At 46.7% G+C, this 23,605-nt stretch carries 20 protein-coding genes and 3 pseudogenes; 16 read left to right on the top strand and 7 right to left on the bottom strand.

From position 1 onward, the window contains the following. The first annotated feature begins 103 nt into the window (after window positions 1-103). The 4 genes from AC6EJC_RS09430 (at window position 104) to AC6EJC_RS09415 (ending at window position 3,485) form a co-directional block, all read left to right on the top strand. Window positions 104-2,212: a class I SAM-dependent methyltransferase gene (locus tag AC6EJC_RS09430; RefSeq protein ID WP_444953748.1), complete on the top strand. Its 2,109-nt coding sequence runs from the start codon at window positions 104-106 to the stop codon at window positions 2,210-2,212. Window positions 2,213-2,301: 89 nt separating this feature from the next. Then, a complete protein-coding gene (locus AC6EJC_RS09425; protein WP_444953747.1) occupies window positions 2,302-2,841 on the top strand; it encodes a GrpB family protein in 540 nt (179 codons plus the stop codon). Beyond that, window positions 2,841-2,966 carry a hypothetical protein gene (locus AC6EJC_RS09420; protein WP_444953746.1) on the top strand — a complete coding sequence of 42 codons (126 nt, stop codon included), beginning with the start codon at window positions 2,841-2,843 and terminating at the stop codon, window positions 2,964-2,966. The genes AC6EJC_RS09425 and AC6EJC_RS09420 overlap by 1 nt, the downstream gene beginning before the upstream one ends. Window positions 2,967-3,059: 93 nt before the next feature. Next, window positions 3,060-3,485 carry a VOC family protein gene (locus AC6EJC_RS09415; RefSeq protein WP_444953745.1) on the top strand — a complete coding sequence of 142 codons (426 nt, stop codon included), beginning with the start codon at window positions 3,060-3,062 and terminating at the stop codon, window positions 3,483-3,485. Window positions 3,486-3,577: 92 nt separating this feature from the next. Here the strand turns inward: AC6EJC_RS09415 and AC6EJC_RS09410 are convergent, their stop codons facing one another. The 4 genes from AC6EJC_RS09410 to nrdI form a co-directional block, all read right to left on the bottom strand. Further along, window positions 3,578-3,991 (bottom strand): GNAT family N-acetyltransferase, encoded by a 414-nt coding sequence (locus tag AC6EJC_RS09410; protein ID WP_444953744.1) that lies wholly within the window; start codon window positions 3,989-3,991, stop codon window positions 3,578-3,580. Window positions 3,992-4,187: 196 nt separating this feature from the next. Beyond that, window positions 4,188-5,153, bottom strand: coding sequence for a class 1b ribonucleoside-diphosphate reductase subunit beta (gene nrdF, locus AC6EJC_RS09405; RefSeq protein ID WP_013370558.1), 966 nt, complete (start codon window positions 5,151-5,153; stop codon window positions 4,188-4,190). A gap of 219 nt (window positions 5,154-5,372) precedes the next feature. Beyond that, window positions 5,373-7,457, bottom strand: a complete 2,085-nt coding sequence (gene nrdE, locus AC6EJC_RS09400) for a class 1b ribonucleoside-diphosphate reductase subunit alpha (protein ID WP_444953743.1) — start codon at window positions 7,455-7,457, stop codon at window positions 5,373-5,375. Continuing rightward, a complete protein-coding gene (nrdI, locus tag AC6EJC_RS09395) occupies window positions 7,444-7,803 on the bottom strand; it encodes a class Ib ribonucleoside-diphosphate reductase assembly flavoprotein NrdI (RefSeq protein WP_444953742.1) in 360 nt (119 codons plus the stop codon). The genes nrdE and nrdI overlap by 14 nt, the downstream gene beginning before the upstream one ends. Before the next feature lie 547 nt (window positions 7,804-8,350). On the opposite strand from nrdI, the gene AC6EJC_RS09390 reads away from it, so the two are divergent. Genes AC6EJC_RS09390 through AC6EJC_RS09380 form a run of 3 tightly spaced genes read left to right on the top strand, consistent with a single transcriptional unit; the run spans window position 8,351 to window position 10,298 of the window. Then, window positions 8,351-8,452: a DUF2500 domain-containing protein gene (locus AC6EJC_RS09390; protein ID WP_444953741.1), complete on the top strand. Its 102-nt coding sequence runs from the start codon at window positions 8,351-8,353 to the stop codon at window positions 8,450-8,452. 59 nt (window positions 8,453-8,511) lie between these two features. After that, on the top strand, window positions 8,512-9,072 hold the full coding sequence (locus AC6EJC_RS09385; protein WP_444953740.1) for a GNAT family N-acetyltransferase: 561 nt from the start codon (window positions 8,512-8,514) through the stop codon (window positions 9,070-9,072). A gap of 2 nt (window positions 9,073-9,074) precedes the next feature. Beyond that, window positions 9,075-10,298 carry an MFS transporter gene (locus tag AC6EJC_RS09380; protein ID WP_444953739.1) on the top strand — a complete coding sequence of 408 codons (1,224 nt, stop codon included), beginning with the start codon at window positions 9,075-9,077 and terminating at the stop codon, window positions 10,296-10,298. A 63-nt stretch (window positions 10,299-10,361) separates the two neighbouring features. Here AC6EJC_RS09380 and AC6EJC_RS09375 read toward each other — a convergent pair whose 3' ends face one another. Next, a complete protein-coding gene (locus AC6EJC_RS09375; protein ID WP_444953738.1) occupies window positions 10,362-12,053 on the bottom strand; it encodes an ABC transporter substrate-binding protein in 1,692 nt (563 codons plus the stop codon). 281 nt (window positions 12,054-12,334) lie between these two features. Here AC6EJC_RS09375 and AC6EJC_RS09370 point away from each other — a divergent pair, with 281 nt between their 5' ends. From AC6EJC_RS09370 to AC6EJC_RS09330, 9 genes and pseudogenes are all read left to right on the top strand, one after another. After that, window positions 12,335-13,402: a LacI family DNA-binding transcriptional regulator gene (locus AC6EJC_RS09370; RefSeq protein WP_444953737.1), complete on the top strand. Its 1,068-nt coding sequence runs from the start codon at window positions 12,335-12,337 to the stop codon at window positions 13,400-13,402. Between the two features lie 208 nt (window positions 13,403-13,610). Continuing rightward, the gene (locus AC6EJC_RS09365; protein ID WP_444953736.1) at window positions 13,611-16,166 is read left to right on the top strand and encodes a beta-mannosidase; all 2,556 of its coding nucleotides are present in this window, start codon (window positions 13,611-13,613) and stop codon (window positions 16,164-16,166) included. A gap of 49 nt (window positions 16,167-16,215) precedes the next feature. After that, window positions 16,216-16,868 (top strand): annotated as a pseudogene (locus AC6EJC_RS09360) (ABC transporter permease subunit); the annotation flags it as partial. 168 nt (window positions 16,869-17,036) lie between these two features. Then, window positions 17,037-17,248: pseudogene (locus AC6EJC_RS09355) on the top strand (ABC transporter permease); the annotation flags it as partial. Beyond that, window positions 17,245-17,642 (top strand): annotated as a pseudogene (locus AC6EJC_RS09350) (TIM barrel protein); the annotation flags it as partial. The pseudogenes AC6EJC_RS09355 and AC6EJC_RS09350, both read left to right, overlap by 4 nt. 377 nt (window positions 17,643-18,019) lie before the next feature. Beyond that, window positions 18,020-19,078, top strand: coding sequence for a hypothetical protein (locus AC6EJC_RS09345; protein ID WP_444953735.1), 1,059 nt, complete (start codon window positions 18,020-18,022; stop codon window positions 19,076-19,078). Between the two features lie 188 nt (window positions 19,079-19,266). Then, window positions 19,267-20,007, top strand: coding sequence for a DUF1361 domain-containing protein (locus AC6EJC_RS09340; protein ID WP_444953734.1), 741 nt, complete (start codon window positions 19,267-19,269; stop codon window positions 20,005-20,007). A gap of 58 nt (window positions 20,008-20,065) precedes the next feature. Beyond that, window positions 20,066-20,269 (top strand): YwbE family protein, encoded by a 204-nt coding sequence (locus AC6EJC_RS09335; protein WP_025721733.1) that lies wholly within the window; start codon window positions 20,066-20,068, stop codon window positions 20,267-20,269. A gap of 26 nt (window positions 20,270-20,295) precedes the next feature. Next, window positions 20,296-20,928: a DUF2238 domain-containing protein gene (locus tag AC6EJC_RS09330; protein WP_444953733.1), complete on the top strand. Its 633-nt coding sequence runs from the start codon at window positions 20,296-20,298 to the stop codon at window positions 20,926-20,928. 59 nt (window positions 20,929-20,987) lie between these two features. Here AC6EJC_RS09330 and AC6EJC_RS09325 read toward each other — a convergent pair whose 3' ends face one another. After that, window positions 20,988-22,157 (bottom strand): glycosyltransferase family 4 protein, encoded by a 1,170-nt coding sequence (locus AC6EJC_RS09325; RefSeq protein WP_444953732.1) that lies wholly within the window; start codon window positions 22,155-22,157, stop codon window positions 20,988-20,990. 93 nt (window positions 22,158-22,250) lie between these two features. Further along, complete coding sequence (locus tag AC6EJC_RS09320) at window positions 22,251-23,573, bottom strand: MFS transporter (protein WP_444953731.1); 1,323 nt, start codon at window positions 23,571-23,573, stop codon at window positions 22,251-22,253. Window positions 23,574-23,605 lie beyond the last annotated feature (32 nt).

Here is a 23,605-nt window from a genome sequence, read left to right as displayed (position 1 = left end):
AGCTGCAAATGTATGGTAAAGTGTAGTTTATACAAGATATTATTTAAATGTCTTACCATAGTCTCCTGTGCATACCGAATCCGAATCACACGAGGTGATAAAAATGCTGCAATCGTTAAAAGCCATTGCTAACTACAGGAAAGAAAATGATCTTGCCTGGGATACACCGACTTGGCTAAAGCTGCTTGTTTCGGCTGAGGAGCGTATTGTTAATCTGGAACGCATTCGATCCATAGGTGAGTTAAAGGATGCCAATCCTGTACTGGATTATGTGGAGCGCACGTTGCTTATTTTGGACGGACTGCCATTGTCTTTCTGGGTTAAAGAGCTGCTGGAGGATGTGTTGGTATGGTCTGAGACAGCTAAAGGAGGCACAGTCCGCGAGCGGCTGCGCTGGCAGCAGGAGGGCATTAATTTATTTGTACATAATATCGGCTCCTCCCAACTGTATGTCAGACAGGCTCAAGCAGAGTCCCCTGCTTACCCGCGTAACAGCATGACCCGGATTCTGATTGAGACGCATGGATTAATCGGGCAATATATACGCGGAGAAATTCCTTTTGCGGAAAATCGACTGCTGCTCGAAATTATTCGTAAGGGCTGGCTGAGCTCTGAGGAACTGGAGCTTGTTTTACGGGCACTGAACGAATGTATTATTGCCGGGGTAGATCCTGCATTATGGGAACAGGTACGTAGTGAAGTGGAGCAGCTGATCGCCTGGGTTGCATGGGATAACGCACCTGTAGTCTGGAGTGTGAAGGAGCGACTGGAGAGATTGCGGTCGGTTTCTATTCATGAAGGGGAACCGTTCGAGCAGGCTTACGCAGAGCTGGAGCGTGAGTTGAATGTAGAGAAGGCGCTGGCTCCGTTGGAGAATCGGACACTTTGGTATGTAGAATCAGCTTTGCAGGATTTTTCACTTCAAGAACTGGTAAAGGTATTCTTACTCACGTTGAGGGATGGCACGGGGCAGGAACAACCTGCAACGGTACGCCATATCAGTTTCGAATCGCTCATGAATACGATGTATTATGACTATCGTGGTGTCAAGAAAATTAACGTATACAAAAAACGAATGATTGAAAAATATTTAAGCGCGCTGTCCTGGCAGGACATTTCAAAAGGAAGACGAAAGCATAATCCTCATTTGAGTGTGATCGTGGAACATAAAGAGGAGCTGCCGAGTACTGTATTTTTTAATTTTGTATTTTCATCTGCGGCTGAGAGACTGATCGACTTCTGTATTGAGGCAGAAAAAACACCTCTGTATGACAAAGCAGTCCTGCTGCTGTTTGATCTGTTTGGATTACGGCGCGATGCTTATGATCGCTTTCACAATGAGGAGACGTACCTTACAGATATGAACCAGACCGTAGATTATAAAAGGGTCATTCTGGATTACGTGACTGGAACCCGCATACTGGATATTGGACCTGGCGGGGGTGTGCTGCTGGATCTGATCGAACAGGAAAGACCGGACGCGAAGCCGTTAGGTCTTGATATTTCTGTGAATGTCATTGAGGCACTTAAACGTAAAAAGCAATTGGAGCGCCATCGTTGGGATGTTATCAAAGGAGATGCGCTCCGGTTGGAGGAATTTGTGGAGACGGGGAGCATGGACACGGTCATTTTCTCTTCGATTCTTCACGAGCTGTATTCCTACATCGAACGAGATGGAATTCGGTTCAATCCACAAACGGTGGAGGCTGCTTTGCAGAGTGCCTATCGTGTGCTTGCACCCGGCGGGCGTATCATCATTCGTGACGGTATTATGACCGAACCAGTAGAGCAACGCAGACGGATTCGATTCTTGGAGCCGGATGGAATGGAATGGCTGATGCGGTATGCCAAGGATTTTGCGGGTCGCCACATTGAAATAGAACGTGTGGGTGAGCATGAGGCTGTTTTGCCAGTGAACGATGCGATGGAATTTCTATACACCTATACATGGGGGGCGGAAGCTTATGTGCATGAAGTGCAGGAGCAGTTTGGTTATTTTACCCCTTCACAGTATGAAGAGTGTATTCGTAACACCCTTGGATCACAAGCGATTATTCGGGTGAGCCGCCACTATTTGCAGGAGGGCTATGCCGAAGCGCTATCCAGGCGTGTTGAGTTCACGGATGAACAGGGCCAGCCGATTCCTTTGCCAGACAGTACCTGTCTGATCGTGATTGAGAAGCCGGATAGTAGGGCTGGAGTTACTGAATGATTTTTTATTTGAATAAGAGAATGCCTTCTGATTTGTGCTAAGCACGATCAGAAGGCATTTTTAGAAAATTAGTGGAGGTGTATTCATGTATGTCCTCGCAGGTGGAGATATCCGGGTATGATCCGCAGTGGGTGGAAGAGTATACGCGAGAGCGAGCGAAAATTATAGAGGCTCTCGGGGATGTATGTGCCGGCATAGAGCATATGGGCAGTACGTCCGTTCCTGGTCTGGGAGCCAAGGCTATTATTGATATTATGGTTGGAGTGGAGGATTTGGCAAGTATTCAATCCGAACATCGAGAGCGCTTACTAGGTATTCAATATGAATATGTACATAAGCCTGATTTTCCAGAGAGTGCTTTCTTTCGACGTGGAGAATGGGGAGCAGGGACTCATCATTTGCATATTTACAAGTATAAAGGTGAGCAATGGAAGAACCATCTATTGTTCAGAGATTACTTAAAAGCGCATCCTGAGAGCCTGCAAGCGTATGATACTTTAAAAAAAGATTTGGCGTACCAATTCAAATATGACCGTGCCGCGTATACCGAAGCCAAAGGACCGTTTATTCGGCTGGTGGTTGAGCAGGCGAAGCTTGAAAGACATAAGCAGCGACAAATGAATTTTTAGTGCGCATGGACAAGGACGGTGCTCCAATCACTACACAGATGATCTCCGCGCTTCATCCACAGCGTGGCGTTACAGAAGCGATAAAAGAGCTGAAGCAGCTTGGCGTTCAGGTGGATGAAAGCTAAGAATACAGAGCTGTTTTTCTTGACAAGTTTTGTATATAATACAGGAGAAATGGCTGGGTAAACTCACCTGAACATGAAGGAGCTGTGTTGAAGATGTCAAAGCGTTTGATTCCTTACATCACGATGGATGGGAATGCAAAAGAAGCAATCGAATTTTATGAAAAGGCATTGGATGCTCAACTGCTTTTTATTCAAACCTTTGGGGAAATGCCGGAAAACCCCGATTTTCCCATTCCCGCTGAGGTCAAGGAACGTGTTGGACATGCCACTCTTAAAGTTGGTGAGACAGAGCTTATGTTTTCTGATACCTTTCCTGGATCGCCGTTTAGCAGCGGGAACCAGGTGAGCATCTGTATTACAACCGACAGTGTGGAGCAATCCAGAAAAATGTTTGATGCTCTACAGCAAGTAGGACAGGTGGGGATGCCTTTGCAAGAAACCCATTTTAGTCCGGCCTATGGGAATGTCACAGATAAGTTTGGTGTCACCTTTCAAATTTTCACAGAGGCTCGGTCATAAACAATGGAAAACGGTCAGATTTCGTTATTTAGGCGATCTGGCCATTTTTTTCATGAATGCCCTCGTTCTAGCGGTTTGGCATAACGTTAGTATTATTCAAAGAATAGCTGCATCCCTGGTGCGTCAGCAGATCTTTCTTGAAAACCAAATTTTTCATAGAAGCTCTGTTTATTTTTTGCACTCGATAACTGGACCCACCTGATTCCGCTGGATTTACACTTTTCGAGAAGCTGAGTTAAAATCGCTCGTCCCATCCCCTTGTTTTGATAATCAGGATGAACAATTAAATCACAAATGAAAGTTTGGTAGACCCCATCTGAAAGAATGCGACCAAACCCAACTAAATGATCGTTCTCATAGACAGTAATCACATACCAGCTATTACAAATCGCACGGTAGAGTATTTCCGGAGTATAGATTCCATTGCCGTTCCAACCTGTGGTTTCATAGAGTGAAAAGAAATCTTCTTTACGTGGAAGTGTGTTCGTATATTCAAATTCCTTCAATAGCTATCGCTCCTTCAGGCTGACCTTTTTAAAATTAAATATGCATATATATAGTATTCGCCATCTTGGCTATTTTTTCAAGCAAAGCCAGCTTTATAGAGCAACCATCTATCAGTGGCAGGTTTACAATGAACGACAAAAAGCCCTCCGACATGCGGAATGGGCTTTTGTATTCATTAAATAAAATACGGATATTTTATACACCAAAATTAAAATCATCATCGGTCAGCGGCTCTACATTCATTGCACGCACATAGCCATTTCCTTTTTTAGAAAAGAAATCATGCTGCTTGGTGTGGGTACTGATGCCGTTGAACACAATTGGATTGACTTCTTCTTCTTCAAACAGTGGATCAAAGCCCAAGTTCATCATGGCCTTGTTGGCGTTGTAGCGTAAAAAGACTTTAACATCATCCACCAGCCCAATAGGGGCGTAAATTTGCTCGGTGTATTGTTCCTCGTTATTGTGCAAGTAGCGCAACAAGCCTACCAGTGTCTGATAAAGATCACGTTGCTCTTCCTCATCCAATTCTGCATAAATCTCCTGTGCCAGTACACCTACGTACACACCGTGAATACTTTCGTCCCGTAGGATCAAATCGATAATTTCTCCACTGCATGTCAGCTTGCCCTGACCCGCCAGATAGAGAGGATAGAAGAAGCCGCTATAAAATAAATAGCTTTCTAACAGCACCGAGGCCGCCATCGCGAGATACAGGTCTTTGGGTGTGTGGATATTCATATAATACTGACGAATGGTTTCTGCTTTGGTTTGGAGATGCGGATTTTCTTCCACCCAGCGGAATACACCGTCAATTTCTTCCGTGGAGGCCAGTGTTGTAAAGATGCTACTGTACGACTTGGCATGAATTTGCTCCATCATCGCCATAAAGCTTAATACGGCTTTACGTTGCAGCCCGTCCACATGCTCCATAATTTGCGGCATACCCACGCCGCCTTGTATGGTATCCAGCAGCGTCAAGCCGCCCAGCACCTTCATGTAGGCTTCTTTTTCGATATCACTGAGGGTTACCCAGGACATTTTATCGTCAGACAGCGGAATTTCATCATCCGTCCAAAATTGCATAATGTTCTGGTTCCAGAACATCAGTGTGAAATCATCGTCCGAGCGGTTCCAGTTTACAGCTTGTATACCTGTCATTGTTAGCATTCTCCCTTCAGCTTGCGAGATTCCCTGGAAACACACAATGAAATGGTGTAGGCGAATCATCGTATGCTTGACATACGGAAGCTGTATCCGCGAGAGCCTTGTCCAATCCCGTAAAGGTCTGAACCACACGCTGGATACAGCTTCTAATGCAAAGCATCCATATCTATTCAAAATTTAATTTTTATACTACAGCTTGTTACCATTCATGCTTTAGATGGAGCAGGTGAGGCACTCTTCCACAGACAGCTTTTTGGTGCGTGTGTAGTATAACGATTTAAGTCCTTTGTGTGCGGCATACAGGTAGCAACGCGCTAACTGACGCGTAGTCACGTCACTGTTCACATGAAGCACTGTCGAAATTCCTTGGTCCACGTGAGGCTGGATTTCTGCAATCAGATCAAGCACTTTGAACTGGTCCATTTGATAAGCGGATTTGTAAAAGAATACATTATCCTTTTGCAAATAAGGCATTGGATAGTAAGTAGTCGAATTAGCATAGGTACGTGTTTCAATCTGCTCGACAATCGGCATGACGCTGGACGTCGCATTTTGAATATACGAAATGCTGGCAGTTGGTGCAATCGCCATACGGTAGGCGTGGTACAGGCCGTTCTTCATTACGTCTGCTTTTAACTTGTCCCAGTCCGCTGGAGTCGGAATATAGATACCCTTGAACAGCTCTTGCACACGTGCAGTTGTCGGACGGTAATCTGTGTTCAGATATCGGTCAAAATACACGCCAGTTGCATAATCCGATTCCTCGAACCCATAAAAGCTTTGTCCAGCCGCTTTCGCAATTTCCATACTTTTCTCAATGGAATGATAGTTCATCGTCATGAAGAAAGTGCGGACAAAATCCTTCGCTTCATTGCTTTCATACGCAATTTTGTTTTTGGCAAGGTAGCCGTGCAGATTCATGACACCCAGACCCACGGAATGCATTTCGCGGTTCGCTTTGGCAACACCCGGTGCATTAGCCACATGTGTCATATCGCTGACCGAGGTGAGAGCAATCATGCCCTCATGAACGGACTCTCGGATTTTGCCATGCTCCATCACATTGACAATATTCAGGGAAGCCAGATTGCAGCTAACATCCCGGCGGATGGTATCCTGTTGGCCGTAATCTGTAATTTCGGAAGTTTCCTGCAACTGGAAGATTTCCGTGCATAGGTTCGACATCTTGACTTGACCTACGTTTTTAAGAGCATGCGCCTGATTCGCGTTACTTTTGTTCATAATATATGGATAGCCAGACTCCAACTGAATCATGGCAATTTTCGTCAGCATGTCACGCGCGCTCATCGCTATTTTTTTCTTCACCCGATCGTCGGCGAGCAGCGTATCGTACATTTCGTCCAAATCCATGTCGTCCAGATGAGTTCCATAGGCCTTGAACACACTGTAAGGAGCAAATACATGCAGCGGTTCATTATCTTGAGCCAGCTTGTAAAAGCGGTTTGGCACCAGCAATCCGATAGAAAGGGTCTTTAGGCGTACTCTTTCGTCGGCATTGATTTTTTTACTATCCAGGAACTCAAGTACGTCCCATCCGAAAATGTTGTAATAGGCTGCGCCAGAGCCTTTACGTTGACCCATTTGATCCGCGTAGGAGAAGCCGTCTTCCATCAGTTTCAGCACAGGCATGATGCCTTTTGCTGCGCCTTCTACGCCTTTAATCGCTTCGCCGCGTGCCCGCAGCTTCGACAAGTTGACCGCAACACCGCCCCCGATTTTGGACAACTGCATGCAGGTGTTCAGCACATAGTTGATTGAGTTCAGGGAGTCGTCCATTTCGAGCAGGAAGCAGGATACCAATTCCCCACGGCGGCTTTTGCCTGCATTCAGGAAGGTTGGTGTCGCTGGCTGGAGACGTTGCTCCATCATCGAGCGGGACAACAGGCGTGCCGTATCGGCGTTACCGCGTCCCAAATGCAGGGCGACAGCAGCAACCCGGTCAGGATAATGTTCCAGATAGACTTTACGGTCGTTACTCTTCATTGCATAATCGGTATAAAACTTGGATGCTGCCATATAGGAAGGAAATTTAAAATGATAGCTATGAGTGATATGGAAAATATCATTAATTTCGTCAGCAGTATAGCTGTTATAGAAATTTTCGTAGTAATCATTCTCAATCATATACAGCACTTGAGCGGCTGTATCAGCAAACTTCAAACTCCGTTCCTGAACTTCCTTCATAAATTCTTCTACAGCCTCTTGGTCCTTTTCCAATTGGAAAAAGCCGTCTGTATCGCGTTTCATCAACATGTTGTTCAATTCAATATGCCGCAACTCGGCTCACCTCCTGTTTAAAACGCTCTACATCTCCGAACGTTCCAGATAATTCAAATTTACTAATCACGGGGACATTATAATGATCGGCAATCAAATCCGCGCTTTTGGCAAAGCTCTCCCCCCAATTACGGTTGCCGCTTGCAGCTACACCAACAAGGTTTTTGGCATTTTTTTGCAAAAAGGAAGATACCCTCTCAGGTATCTGGCCAAACCCCGTTGTATATGTAATGAGTACGTAAGGTTCTTCTATAGTCATTTGCTCCTGGATCTGAACCGCCGGTAGCTTGAGCTTTCCTATAAATCTTTTTACATTGCCGGTCTTGGAATCATAAGCAATCAGCATGGTATGCATCCTCCTTAACAATTAACGAAAAAAAGAAAACGGCATTGCCCGAGACCCATCATAGCTGTAATCCCTTGCTGGCTGTGCCATTTAAAATTTTTGACTCTATATTTACATGTATTTTCATACCTGTATCTTCAAGATATCGGGCATAAATACGTTTTTTACACTATATTTAGAGTACATTTTCTATTTTATATCTATATATAGTTTTGTCAATCGGTCCAGAGGGGATCAGAGGGCCCAGATCGGGTATAACTCCAAGCGGGGTGCGGAAAAGAGCGAAAGAACTTTTTTTTCGTAAGTATGTAAAAAAAGTATTGGAGTTTTTGAGGGTGAAGATGTACCATTTGTCAATGGGCAATAGAATGGAAAATTTACATTTTACTGTAGAAAGGATGAAGCCGATGGAAAGTGCTTTTATGGAATTTCAATCGTTTAATGTTATCCTTTTCCTCGTGTTTGGCATTATTGCTTTTGTAATCATTTTTCGACATATTATTATATCACCTTTGAGTTTGAAGGGGGTGAACGGAAGGAGCTGGAGGTGAAGAATACGGACTTCGGTATGATTGTGATCGGGGATCGTGGGGAGCTTCATTATAAAGGTACACGTTTTATGGAGTTTGTGAGAGTAATGGAAGCGTAAAGTGTGTTGACGGGAAGTTAGTGTTGCCAAAACAAATACATACTGGAGGGAAGATTACGATGCCGCATATCATTGGAGAACGAATTGTATTGAGGGAATACCGTCAAGAAGATGTACCCAATATCCGAAAATGGGTCAATGACCCGGAAATCACTCATGGTTTAAGCGATATTTTTATCTATCCTCATTCTCAGGTTAATAGCGAATCCTTTGTACAGATGATGATCGACGGTAACTCCGAGATCAAAGGTTTTGTCATTGCACATAAAGACACACTGGACTATATCGGACAACTGGATTTATTTAAAATCAACTGGGTGAATCGGCATGCCACACTTGGAATTGTGATCGGACGTGACGGTGACCTGGGCCAAGGCTATGGGCGGGAAGCGATCCGGCTGTTACAAAAATTTGCATTTCATACGCTGAACCTGCATCGGCTGGAGCTGGAGGTCTATGCTTACAATGAACGTGCACACCGTTGCTATCTGGCTTGCGGCTTCAAGGAAGAAGGTCGGCTACGGGAAAAGCTATTCAGAGAAGGCCAATACTATGACATTATTCAGATGGGGATTTTGCGAAGTGAGTACGATGCCGTGGAGCAAGCGACGGAATCCTGAGAGTGAAACCACATAAGCTATTTTACTCCGTCAGCTTTCTTCAATTTTTTATGAGTGAGATTACGGGGACTACGCTCATCCTATTTCTATTAGCTAAAGGACTTTCTCTGCAGAGTGCGAACTTCTTACTGGTTGTATTCTTTGTAAGTATTTTTCTGTTTGAAATACCAACGGGGGCTATTGCAGACAAGTATGGAAGAAAAATTTCTGTTATTTTGGGACTTTGTTGTTTTCTAGTCTATAGTGTACTGTTCGTTTGGACAGATCATATCGGGGTGCTTGTTTTCGCGCAAGTCTTTGGTGGCCTGGCTATATGTTTACAATCAGGTTCGTTGGAATCCTGGGTTGTGGAAAATAGTGATAAGCCCATGGAAGTTCTTTTTACAACCTCTAACAGTATACAGTACATTTCGGGATTTATTTGTGGTCTGTTGGGGGCTTTTCTGGCCACTTTCAATTACTCACTGCCATGGGTGGCCAGCATCTTATCTATTGTAGTGGCTATCCTGATCTGTTGCTTTTACATGAATGAGAAGAAACTAGTACAGAGAAAGGCATCGACTGCTCGAATTAAAACGATTATAGGAGAAAGCGTCCGTATCGGTTTGGCCAATAAGTCGATCTGGATTGTGTTTATGATTGGTTTATTTATCAGCTTTTCGAACTCGGCTGGGAATACTTTTCAACAGCCACGTCTGGTCGGCCTTTCCGAACAAGGGATTTGGATTATGGGATTTATCAAGGCAGGCTATTCACTATGTATGACTTTGGGAAGCTACCTGGTTCGAAAGCTAGGCGCACGATACAATGATGTACATATACTCATGTATGCTTGCGGGATGATTGGGATATGGCTCATTTTAGCCGGTGCGTTCAACACATTTTATCCTGTACTGCTTACCTTTTTGATCTATGAGATTGGGCGCGGGATGTACCCGGTTGCCAAACAAATTTTTCTGAACAAAAGAATCTCTAATGAGTATCGTTCTACACTATTATCTCTGGATTCTGCGATTTCACAATTAGGTATGTGTGTAGGTTTAATCGTGACAGGCATCATCAGCCGTAATTTTATGGATTTGTCTTCCGATCAAACGCCGATTCAAATATCTTGGGTGATATGTGGCGGGATTGCATTGATTCCGCTCTTTTTATTGTTTTACGTCAATCGGGTGTCAAGGAAAAATAATTCTTGTAGAGAAAAAGAAACCAAACAGAATGTTTAATGTAAAAGGGCTGGACAGCATCTGGCTGTCAGCCCCTATCCTATTTCATTAAAAAAGCAAACCCTATTTCTCCCCGTACCACAGCTTCAGCCGATTTTGAATCAGACCGGTGTAGATTTCTTCAGCCTTTGGCACACCCGCTTGATCCAGCTCTTGGAGCATGCGGTCATAAACGACGTCGAACTGATCTGGCTTGGCGAGTACGGCTTCAGGAATCCGTTTGCGTACAATGTCCTGCGACTTCTGATAAATGACATTGTAGTTCGTATTGGTAGGAACAGGCATATTGTAGGCAGCACCCCACTCTTTTACCGGAAAATCCTTTTCGTTCGGGAAGAGGTCTTTCCACGTCTGGGCTTTGTATGCCTGAAGGGACTCTTTTTCGGCTTGACTATAATTTTCAGTAATCATCTCCGGATAATTGGTTGTGTAATAGTTGCCAGAAGGGTCCTTAACGCTATCGCCGTAATGTGGCCCCCATATCCAGTACAAACCGATACCTGACTCTCTGCTAAAAGAAGCATTATCGGTGTTTTTACGTTGTTGCACAGCTGCCGGAATGACTCGTTTGCCGTTCTCTACGTTGTAATGCTGGCCTTCAATTCCCCAATTACGTAAAATTTGTCCTTCGTCGGAGGCCAGAAAATCTAGAAACTTGATAGCTCGCACCGGATTTTTGCATGAGGTTGTAATTCCGATCCCGGATGCGGTATCGAAGCCAATGGGCTGGAGGGAATGATCCTCGTATTTCTCATTTAAAGTGACCGGAAAATGGGCGTAAGTGAATTCATCCTTACCTGCTGCCTTGAGCGCGTTTTCGGCATCCTGATAGTTCCATTCCTGATCAATGAGTCCGATGACACGGCCTGCGGCGATTTTGGACTTGTACTGATCACTTTTTTGCACAAAAGTATCCTTATCCAACAGTCCTTCATTGTACATATGGTTCAACCAACGGAAATATTCACGTTCTTCTGGGCGCTTGTAGTGAAGAATGGCTTTGTGTGTTTTAGGATCAATATAATATTCGCCATCGTCAGGTCCACCTGTAGCAGTAACCGCCGGGTTTGTCACAGTAATTTGAATTTTCCAGTCTTCAGCATCAAGTGAAAGGGGGATGGTAGGCTGCCCATTGGTGGTAGGGTATTTGGCGACATAGTCCTTAAGTGCTTTTTCAAAATCTTGAACGGTACGGATTTTGGGATATCCGAGTTTCTTAAGTGCCTGGTGCTGGATTTCGAAGCCGGCTTGTGCATCAAATGCGATGTGATCCACGCCCAAATTGGTCGGGATGGTGTAGATGGCCGGATCTTCACTACTATATTTGATACGGTTAAAATAGTCTCCATACACTTTCTTAATGTTAGGGCCGTATTTGTCAATCAGGTCGGTTAAGTCAATAAGTGCCCCGGCATCGACCAGCTTTCCAATGTCTCCTTTGGGATACACGAGATCAGGGTACTCTCCGCTCGCAGCCATTAAAGCAAACTTTTCCTCGCCTCGACCATTGACAGCATGTTCGGCATTTAGCGTAACGCCCGTTTTTTTGGTAATTTCCTGCCCGACAGCATCCTTCATGTTGTTCCAGTTGGAGCTGGAATCACCGCCAAAGAAAGTAAATGTAATGGGACTGGTGTCATCGGGATCTTCCGTTTCTGCCGTACCGCCTGTTCCGTTCGTGCAGCCCGTTGTAATGAGCAGCAGCAAAGTCAGGAGCAGGATGGAGCTTTGTCGTATCGACCTGTTCATGAACATTTGCAAATCCCCCTTAATAAGTATGATTTACATAATGTAAGTGCTTTCAATAGTGAATTGTAGGAAATAAAGAACCTTACGTCAAGTCATTTATGATTATTTGTTATGTGGTTTGTTTTTTCATTAAGCAAACATATTTTGGTGAAAGGTGTGGATTTGTGCAAATCTATCGTTTGATGATCTAAAACAAAGTATGCTACGATGGTACCAGTTTATAGGTACACCCGTGTATTTAGAAGGGCTAAGGTAGAAAAAGATTCCGAATAGGGTTGGGTGAGAAAATGCGTGGAAAAGTAACGTTGCAGGAAATTGCGGATGCGGCGGGCGTTTCAAAGTTCGCTGTTTCGCGTGCACTGTCAGGCAAGCCAGGTGTAAGTGAAGAGACGAGAGCGTTACTGGTCAAGCTTGCTGCCCAGATGGGCTATTTTCGCAGTCATCCCAAAATGACGGGGGTAGAGCCTCGAGACACAGATACCAGGGAATGGTCGGGTACCGTGCTGGTATTATTTCCAAATATTCGGCACCAGAACAGGGAATCCAGGTACTGGGGACCTGTATTTGAAGGGATTTCCGAGCGTCTGAACCGAAAGGGAATGGATATGATCACGTTAACGGAGCCCTCGACTGAAGATATGTTTTCTTTACTAAACCCGGAGGCGATCAAAGGGATTATCACAGTAGGGACGATTTCAACTTCGTTGTTGCTGAACATTTATCGGATGGGTATTCCGGTCGTCATGGTAGATCATTGGGATTCTGCATTTTTAAGTGATACGGTGTTTACAGATAATCGCACATGCATGAGTGAATTAATGAAGGACTTGCTGTGCAGGGGCTATACCCGCTTTCAGTTTGTGGGTCATATTGACGACGCTCACAGTTTCTATGAACGTTGGGAAGCTTTTCGTTCTACACTGGAAATGAGCGGAATAGAATTACGGCAGAACAAAGCCCTTCTTCACGGGGGAGCGCAGGCGCTTGCTGAGGAAATGGACAAGTTGTCTGAGGACGAACTGCCGGAGGTTTTTGTATGCGCTAATGATGTGACTGCTACGGAAGTAGTGGATGTGCTGAAAGGAAAGGGGATTGACGTTCCGAGGCGCTGCGGGGTGACCGGGTTTGACGATACGAATGAACAAATGCCGATTTTTGCCACGGTGAGAGTGGATAAGGAGCTGCTGGGTATGCGTGCGGTGGACCAGTTGTTATGGCGCATAACGAACCCGGGCTCGCCTGTTGAGAAGAAGTTGCTACACGCTGAGCTGTTCGTACGGGAAGTTCATGCACCACGGATCAGTCGGAAAAATGATGACCGCGAGCGTCCCTTCAGCACCATCAGATATAATTGATGTTCAGATACGTAGTATGAATTCCATACACAGCGAAGACGAAGGAAGTCGCTTTTAGCCTGTTTAGGGGCAGAGGGCGACTTTTATTTGTATTTTTTCAATTGTTTCAAAAAAACGATTTGACTATTTTGTTAGCTAGGTGTTATTTTTGTTATGTTACTGAGAAATCCATTTGTTCCCAATCATCTTTATAGGGAGGCTTACTACGATGGTTAATGTGATAGGGTTGGATTGCTGGAGGTTTAGGGGAGCACAAAGTAGTGGTAAGTGGCTCAGTGCGAAAGTGCCGGGTTGTGTGCATACCGATCTTTTACGACATGGCAAAATTCCTGATCCGTTTATCGGTATGAACGAGGTGGAGGTACAGTGGATTGATAAGCAGGATTGGATATACGAAGCCTATTTTGAGATACATGTAGATCAGCTTCAATGTCAATGTGTAGAGCTGGTGTTGGAAGGTCTGGACACATACGCGGATGTGAAAGTGAATGGCCAATTTGTCTTGTCAGCCAATAATATGTTTCGGGTATGGAGACAGGATGTGAAGGCATTTGTTCAGCAAGGGAAAAATCGGTTGGAAATCAGTTTTCGTTCTCCGATTGCTGAAGATGTGCCTAAGCTGGAAAGGTTAGGTTATGGACTCCCCGCACCGAATGATCAGTCCGAGATAGGTGGCTTGTCCAACAAAAAGGTAAGCGTTTTCGCACGTAAAGCTCCCTATCACTATGGTTGGGATTGGGGACCGAGGCTGGTGACGAGCGGCATCTGGAGAGAGGTCCGGATCGAAGCGTGGTCCGGTCTGATCGTGAGGGACTTGTTTATTCGACAGGACGAGGTGAGTTCGGTAGGGGCTAAACTCACGGCAGTGGTAGAGGTCCAAAATGCAGATGAGATTAGAGATGCCGAGTTGCGTATTTCCGCTGATGGGAGGGTGTGGACCAAGCCAGTTCGGCTGCTGAAGGGAAAGCAAACGGTGGAACTGGAGCTAGATATGAAGAAGCCGAAGTTGTGGTGGTGCCGTGGACTGGGAGAGCCGCATCTATATACGTTTGTAGCCGAATTGGTAGAGCAAGAACAAGGGGCTGTAATCGCGGAAAAATCAGTAAAAACGGGACTGCGTTCGATCCGTCTTGTACGTGAACGGGATGCGGCAGGAGAGAGTTTTTATTTTGAGCTGAACGGAGTCCCGGTGTTTGCAAAAGGAGCCAACCATATTCCGAATGACAGCTTTGTCACTGAAGTTACGATGGAACGATATCGATATGAAATTGCCAGTGCGGCCGCCTCGCATATGAATATGTTGAGGGTTTGGGGTGGCGGTATTTATGAACAAGACGTATTTTATGAGCTTTGTGATGAATATGGCTTGCTCGTGTGGCAAGATTTTATGTTCGCATGCAGCATGTACCCGGGGGATGAGGCTTTTTTGGACAATGTGGCACAAGAAGCCGAAGACAATATCAAGCGATTGCGTCATCATCCCTGCATTGCGTTATGGTGCGGCAATAATGAGATCGATTCGGCATGGGCACATTATGAAGAGAACGGAGGCTGGGGCTGGAAAAAGGACTACACATCTGAGCAACGGGAACGCCTGTGGGATGATTATGAAACGCTCTTTCACCGGATTTTACCGGAGGCGGTACACACCTGGTCTGCGCAGACGGCTTATTGGCCCTCCTCCCCGCTGATTGACCTGACCCAAGATCGGAACCAGCATGCTCATCCGTCTTCAACAGCAGGAGACGTTCATTATTGGGGTGTATGGCACGCGTCTGAGCCGTTTGAGAATTACCATGTACATGTGGGCCGTTTTATGAGTGAATATGGTTTTCAGTCCTTTCCTGAATACAAGTCCGTTCGTACTTACGCGGAAGAGAAGGATTTGGACCTGGAATCGGCGGTGATGCTGGCGCATCAGAAGAACGGGGCGGGCAATCGTCTGATTAAAGAATATATGGAACGGTACATGCGGGAGCCAAAGGATTTTACATGTTTTCTTCCCATGAGCCAAATTTTACAGGCGGAAGCGATGAAAATGGCCATAGAGGCGCATCGTCGTCACAAGCCCTATTGCATGGGGACATTATACTGGCAAATGAATGATTGCTGGCCCGTTGCCTCCTGGTCTAGTATGGACTATTTCGGTCGTTGGAAGGCGCTTCAATATACGGCTAAGCGCAGCTTTGCCGATGTGCTGTTGAGTGCAACAGATACGGAACAGGGGAATAAGGCGCTGCATCTGGTTAACGATACGCTAGAGCCGATAGCAGGTACGCTGCGGTTGACGCTTTTGCATATCCGTGGCAGCAAGGCTATTCGTGAAGAGAATGTTCAGGTAGAGCAGCAAGCAGGCGGTGCAGGGATCGTACATATACTGCCTACCGACAAATGGCTGAATGGTCTGAACCGCGCGGAGCATATGCTGGTCGCACGTCTGACACAGAACGGTGAACAGGTGGCCTCCAGTGAATTTTATTTTGCAGACACGAAAGAGATGGATTTACCGCAGGCGAAAATTGAAGTGACAGAGATACAGGGAAGCGGGGGCAGCAGATTTATGCTTTGTTCGGATGCACTTGCCAGACATGTGTGGCTATCGGCAGAGCACGAAGGTATTTTCAGCGACAACCATCTGGATCTGGCTCCCGGTGTTCCAAAAACAGTGGAATTTTTGGCCTTGCGCAACGGTGCCTCAGCATTTGAGGCAGTTTCGCCTGGTACATTGACGGTACTTTCGTTGGTCAATTGGATTCAAGGTTAGAGAACAGTAAAAGCTTATCTGTCTTTAAGTAGATGATAGATAGGCTTTTTTACTATCTTTTCCAGCCCTTTTAATCTTGGCGATTTTGCTCTATGAAATGAAAGTTGTTTGGTTTAAAAAGCTGTCACAAACGATTTTGTACGTTCCCCATTTTATTTCGTGGGTGATTATCGGCGGGATTGTGTATCAGGTGTTTGGTACGCAGTCCGGCATGATCAACAATGTGCTTACTTCGTTCGGGTTTCAGGCGATTCCATTTTTGACAGATAAAAATGACGGGTACTTACCTATCTGCTGACAGGAGTGTGGCAAAGTGCAGGCTGGGGAACGATTTTGTACCTCGCTGCCTTGACCGGGATTAACCGGGAATTGTTCGAAGCTGCCGAGGTAGATGACGCAGGACGCATGAAAAGAATTTGGTACATTACGATTCCTGGTATGAAAACGACGATTGCTACGCTGCTTATCATTAATCTGGGCAATATGATCACCATTGGCTTTGATCGTCCTTATGTGATTGGCAATGTGGCAGTTCGAGATTATTCCGATGTACTTAGCACGTTTGTGTATCGCATCGGGATGGAATCCGGGCAATATACGCTGGCAACGGTGGTGGGCCTGTTCCAGGCCGTGGTGGGTCTGATCTTCGTATTAGGCGCTAACTATGCCTCCAAGAAGCTGATAGATGAAAGTATTATGTAAGGGGAAAGGAGCTGACAACTGATGAGTGAAAGCACTGCAAATCACACCCTTGATATCGTAACCACCGTACTGGTGGCTGTGGCTGTACTGCTGTGCTTGGCCCCGTTTATTCACATTTTGTCCATCTCCTTCAGCTCAAACCGGGCCATTACGTCCGGGGAAGTGACTTTGTTCCCGTTACAGCTCAAGCTGTATCAAATGATTCAAAATAACATGGTATCCGAGCTAACCAGGCTGGAAGGAGCCAGCGGCGCAAGAATTAGCCCGAAGGGTTTAAGGCAGAGAGTGTCATTTTCGCAACGGTTCCGATTCTGCTGGTTTATCCGTGGCTGCAAAGATATTTTGTCAGCGGTGTGATGGTTGGAGCGGTGAAAGGATGATGACAATGAAGGCGAAGGGGGAATATTCCTTTTCCACTTGTTGGAATATTAAAAAGCATACGGTCGGCCGAGAGCTTGTAGAGGAATCCGTGAGTTGGGCTTTAGCAGGGTAGAGCTGAATTACAACATTACCCGGGAAATGCTGACGACGATTGAGCCTATGACTGGGCGGGGAGAAATCGGCATATCGAGTGTGCATAATACATTTCCTCATACACCAGACCCGGATTACGGTACAGATTCCGTTCTGCTCGGGTTTGACGATGAGACCAAGCGACAACGTGCGATAGAGCTGCTGGTGCAATCTGCGGAATATGCGCATCGTTATGGAGCAAAGGCGGTAGTTGTGCATCCCGGAGAGGTTCCATCTCCCTATGATATCAGTGAGGAACTAGCAGCGTTCGTAGTGGTGGGCTACGCTCAGGTCTATCAGCTGCTGGTTGGCGACGACTGGCTGGAGCTGTGTCGGGCGACTGATGCGATCCGTTTGTTTCTGGAGCGGACGATTCCGGTCATGCTGACCGGAGGTTGCCATACGCCAAACCACCGTTGGGTATTGTGTGCTGCGCTGGGATTTCTGCATGAGCTGTTTGATCTGCCTGAGGCGCTCGCGCGGGCCGGGGCATGGCTAGCCGAAGGACTGGACGGGACCCCGGATGGAGAATGGACGGAGCGCAGCAACGGAATTTATAATGCCGTCAGCGATATTATGCTGATTTATGCTGCCCGTTTATTAAAACTACCGGAGCTACTAGAGTCGGTGCGCGCAATTTGCGTATGATGGTGTACCTTGTCCATCCTGATGGCGAAGTGGTCACAGAGTATTCAGGAAGACAGGATTTTGGTGTGATCATGAACTTATCTTCTTATCTTCTGCCATATGCCACGCTGGCTACAGAGGATGAAGACGCTATATTTGAAGCGATGGCTGTCGCCACCATTCAAGTCATGGATCATCCGGGCGGTGCTCCTATTAATGCGGCTGTGCGCTTTTTACTAGATCCGCGTTTGCAAACTCGCGAAGTATCGCCAGCTACATTACCTGTAACCTATAACCAACTGCTGAATGGAGACTTTCCAAGGGCTGACTATCTGAGCCGGATGGATGAGGCAGGGCATCACCAGCATATTTATCATAGCCGACTGCATACTGACTTTGGCGCTCCAGTCGTTCGATATCGACAGGAGGGTACCAGTGCCACGCTGATGACCGAAGCTTCATCATTCCTATCGTTACGGCATGGAGATGCACGACTATTGGCAGTTCAGACTGCATCGTATTTCTCGCCTGGCTTTGTACCGATGCAGGAGCTGACAGCTCACGAACACGGTTGGACGCTATCGGGCACACAGGCCAAAGGTTATTATGGACCTGTAGCAGCCTTAGATCTGCCGCCTACCTCGCAGGAGGAAGTCAGTCCATGGTATTTGCTTCCGCATCACCAACGGCCATTAACCCATGAACAAAAACATGAAATTCGGGTCGATGTGGATCGTCAGGGGGATGTGTGGACACTTCGTTTTCGATCAGAGGGTCCAGTGGATTGCATGACACAGATTCGTTTTATTTTTGGACGCGAAGGTCGATTCACTTGCGGAGAATACAGGCTGGTTAACGAAACGGTTCAATGTTGGACTGGCGGTATGGCGCGCTATGAATCTGGGAATGCGTGGTTTGAACTGATGGGAACAACCGTGGAGCATAGGGCTACTTCGGTAAGGGGAGCCACTCTCCCCATGGATTGCCATACATTGCTGGTCAACTGGATGGCTCCGTTTGATCAGACGATCAGCATTCGTATGTCGTCTTTACCTGTGAGTGAAGTCTGAAATACAGTAAGCATCTATTTTCCGTGGATGAGGTCAATTCCCGGAGAACAGATGTTTTTTTTATGTTCATTTATGCAGAGGTGGAGCGCTTCCATTGAGCTTGAAGCCATTGTGGTGTACACTGTCCAGAACAGGTGTAAATTGGAACGTCAGGAAGGCTGGACGGTTACAAGGAGGAAAAGACGCACATGTATGCCCGGTTAAGATCGTTAAACTACCCAGTAAAACTTTATATTTTTATAGCACTGGCCTTATGTTCCGTAATCAGTACATTATGGATCATTAACGTGCGATTGCCCTCAGGGGGCCGCCCTTATCTTTTTATTTGGTGGAATATGATGCTGGCCTGGATTCCTATGCTGTTAACGCTACTGCTTGATGTAATTCATTGCTCGTGGAGGCGGGGAACGAGGACATTTTTGCTCTGGGTCACGGGGGCGGCATGGCTTTTCTTTTATCCCAATACGCCCTATTTGATCACAGATTTGCTGCATGTATTCGCCAGATATCCATTTCTTGGGGAGCAACGTTTTTGGGAAAATCCGTACTTTTGGAATCATGGACTGGGGATGCTGCTGGTAGCCGTACTTGGCTTGACAATGGGGTTTGTATCGCTCGAATCCGTACGACAGTTGGTACAGCGTGCACGTGGCGGGCTTGTCAGCTGGCTGTTTATGATGGCGGTACTCTTGTTAAGCAGCCTAGGTATTTATATTGGCCGTTTCTTTCGAGGGAACACATGGGATATTATTTCTGCGCCCTCCCAGCTGTATGCACAAGTATCTTCCATATGGGCGGACTCCTTGCAGCGCACTCATTTTGTGGAGTTTAGCGGGATGGTATTCGTCATTTTGTTCGTTAGCTATGTATCCACAATGTGCGTAGTCTGGATGCGGAACAGCCGCGAGGACGAATGGCATCACTGGTGATTTCGATGCTGAGTGCTGAATATCATCAAAAATATATAACAAAGGAGGAATAGCCACAATGAACGGACAGAATCGATCCGATATCCGCGCTGGTCTTCAGGTGGATATTGTGCTTAAAAAGGATCAGCCTACCGGTAAGCTGACACGAGGAACGGTAAAGGACATTTTGACCAATTCTCCGCGTCATCCACATGGAATCAAAGTGCGTTTGACAGACGGACAGGTCGGGCGTGTCAAACATATTGTAACGAATGAAGGATAGGGCTTTGGGCTGAGGAGGAATGATGTATGAATCAGGCAACGGCATGTTCCAAAAATGATCGCTACCCGCTTGTTTTACTTGTATTGCTAGCGCTTGCTCTCATTTGGTCCTTGATTCGTCCGGCGGATCATTTTACATGGATACTGGAAGTTTTCCCGGCGATTTTGGGAGCTGTACTGCTGGCGGCTCTTTACCGTCGATTCCGGTTTACAAATCTGGTATACACGATGATCTGGCTGCATGCACTGATCCTGATTGTCGGCGGACATTATACCTATGCCGAAATGCCGCTGTTCAACTGGATTCGGGACACGTTCGGGCTGGAGCGCAATTATTATGATCGACTTGGGCATTTTGCACAAGGTTTTGTGCCTGCGCTCATTGTCAGGGAAGTGCTGCTGCGTAAAACGGCCCTGGGAAGCGGGAGCTGGCTCACTTTTCTCACGGTTAGTGTGTGTCTTGCGATCAGTGCTGTGTACGAGCTGATTGAGTTTGCGGTAGCCAAGGCAACCGGAACGGCAGCAGAAGCCTTTCTGGGAACACAGGGAGATGTATGGGATACCCAATGGGATATGCTTCTTGCGTTAATCGGCGCCCTGACAGCGGTGATTTTGTTGAGTGGGGTACATAACAAGCTGCTGAAACAGCTGAGGTATTAGCAAAGTTTCTTTTTAACCAGTTCTTATTGTATTATCTGAAATTACGCTGTTTTTGAGGGCTACATTCGCGTCATGGGGCGGCTGTCGAGATGCAGGGTCGCTGCATCCATGTAGCTGTCCAGCAGCCGCTCAAAAATACGGTCCCACGTCTGCTCCAGGCTGTAGGCTCTACCGGATCTGGACATAGAAACGCGAAGTGGGGCATCCTCGTACAACAGTTGTACAGCTTTGGCAAAGGCGGCGGCGTCCTCAGCGGGACACAGTAGCCCCGTTATTCCATGGATTAGATTATCTTTTACGCCGCCTTCATCGGCACCGACCACGGGTGTACCGCTCGCCATAGCCTCCAATACGACGTTACCGAAGGTTTCCGAGGTGGAGGGAAATAGAAATACATCAGCTGCAGCGTAGAGTTCAGCTAATTCCGGCCCTTTCACAAAACCAAGCCAGTGGACTGCATGCTCTGGCACCCCTATGTCCACTGCAGTTTTGACCTTATACAATGGACCATCTCCTGCAATGACCAGCACTGAGGCTGCGCGGATGTCGTCGGGTAACTGGAGGTAGGAATCCAGTAACGTGTCTATCCCCTTTTCCGGTGCAAGCCTGCCGACATACAAAATAACAAATGCATCTGCACGAACGTCCCATTTCTTCCATACCGCGTTACGATCCACCTTTGGTTGGAAGCGGTCGGTATCAATTCCTCTACCCCAGATTTCGAGCTGCCTCATTCCTTTATTGCGCAACAATTCCATAGTTGACTGAGAGGGGACATATACCCTTTCGCAATGTCTGTGAAACCAAAGCATGTATTTCCATAACGCAGGTTCAAGCCAGCGAAGCTTGTAATATTCGAGGTATTTATCAAAGTGGGTGTGATATGAGGCGACAAGTGGAATATGATGTTTGGCTGCGTAGCTTGTTCCATACAGGCCGAGGTTAAACGGAGTAGCCACATGAATCAGATGCGGGGAAAAGGCTGACAGACGCTCGTTGATCTGTTTGGCGTTGGGGATCGCAAGTCTGCATTCCCGGTACAACAAAAAGGGAATACTCCGAAATCGCTCCACGCCCGGCCCAGAGGGCAGATGATGGTCTGCCTCCGGTGCGAAGACGAGCGTAGATACTCCATGTGTCTCCAGATAGCCAATCCATCGTTCCAGTGTCAGGGCAGCGCCATTCACATCAGGCGTATACGTGTCCGTAAATAATGCGACTCGAAGCATGCCTTCATTCCTCCTCCGCCATTCTCATTTATCCTATGACGTTCCAGGGGAGTCCGCTTGGAGGCTCCGGCTTTTATTGTGTCATGATTTTATTTACGGGCTTGCCGGGTTTTGTAAAAGCTGGCCCGCGGACGGGCGTTTTTCTCGGAACATCCGATAATAGATGAGGGAGGACAAAATATAGAATACACCTGTCATACTAAATGTGACGGCATAGCCCCAGTAGTTGCCATAAGTTGTAACCAAATAGGCTTGTACAGGTCCCATACCTGCGGTGCCGAGCATCCAGGTCGTCTGGAGAATCGAGTTGGCAATGCCCCGGTTCTTATCCGATACACGTTCGACCAGAATGGCCGTTTGCAGCGGATTGGCTTCATTCATTAGCGCTTGCCTGAATAGAAAGCTAATCGAGGCAATCCACAGAACGTTCGTAAAGCCTGTAATGAGGAGGAACGGTAGCGAAAGCAGTTGGAAGCCTACCACAGCTCTGACCAGTCCAATACGGTTACCGAGGGTGGGTCCGATTAACATGGAGAGGATGGTCATGAGCTGGCCAAGTGCAATCAACAAGCTCATGGCGCTGAGCGATACGGAAAAGCGGTTAGTAAAATACAAATTGAGATACGGGATAACCAGACCTGAACCCAAACCGATAAAAAACTGGGCAAGGACGAATTGTCCAATAACCCGGCGATCAGAAGAAACAGCAGGCGCAGCTGAGGTTGGCACATCGGACGTAGTTAGCGGCGTATGTGCTTGGTCTGGCTTAAGTGTAGTTTGTGCAGGTGCTGCAGCTTCTCCAGCAGAGGAGGCTTTTGTCATGAACAACAAAGGAATAAAAGCAGTCAATGTTGCCGTTCCTCCAAGGAACAGAGCAACCCGCAGACTGGATAGCGGTGTGATTCCCCACGTCTGCAGCCCATCTGCGAGTACGCCACCCCCAAAGCTGCCCAGGACCTGGGCTGCCAGTACAAGAGCCGAGTAATAGCTGAATATTTTTAAGCGTTGGGCTTTGCTTATGCTTTCCGCTAAAAAGGGCACAGCCAGCACCTGAATAAAGGCGGCGAATACACCTGAGATTGCGGCAAATACCAACATGCTTGCGCTGGTATCTGTAAAGGTACGGGCGAGAAAGGCCAGACCGCTGAATAACGCGCCGATGATCAGCATATGCTTGCGGCTCATCCGATCCCCCAAAAATCCGACCGGAATGAACAGCAACGCCGTAGCCAGCGCCTGTATGCTAACCACCCGGCCGTTCATGTCATCGTCGAAGCCAAGCTCTTGGATATACAGGTTATACAGCACAGAAAACATTCCTGTACCCATCTGGTAGAGTAGATTGGCAATAAAAAACAATCGGATATTACGAGGCCACTTTCGGGGCTCTTCTAACATTTTGCTAATCCATGGCACGATGTAATCCTCCTGTGACGTTGATGCAGATA

This window comes from Paenibacillus sp. TY11, assembly GCF_059772165.1.
This window is presented reverse-complemented; position numbering and strand designations above follow the sequence as displayed.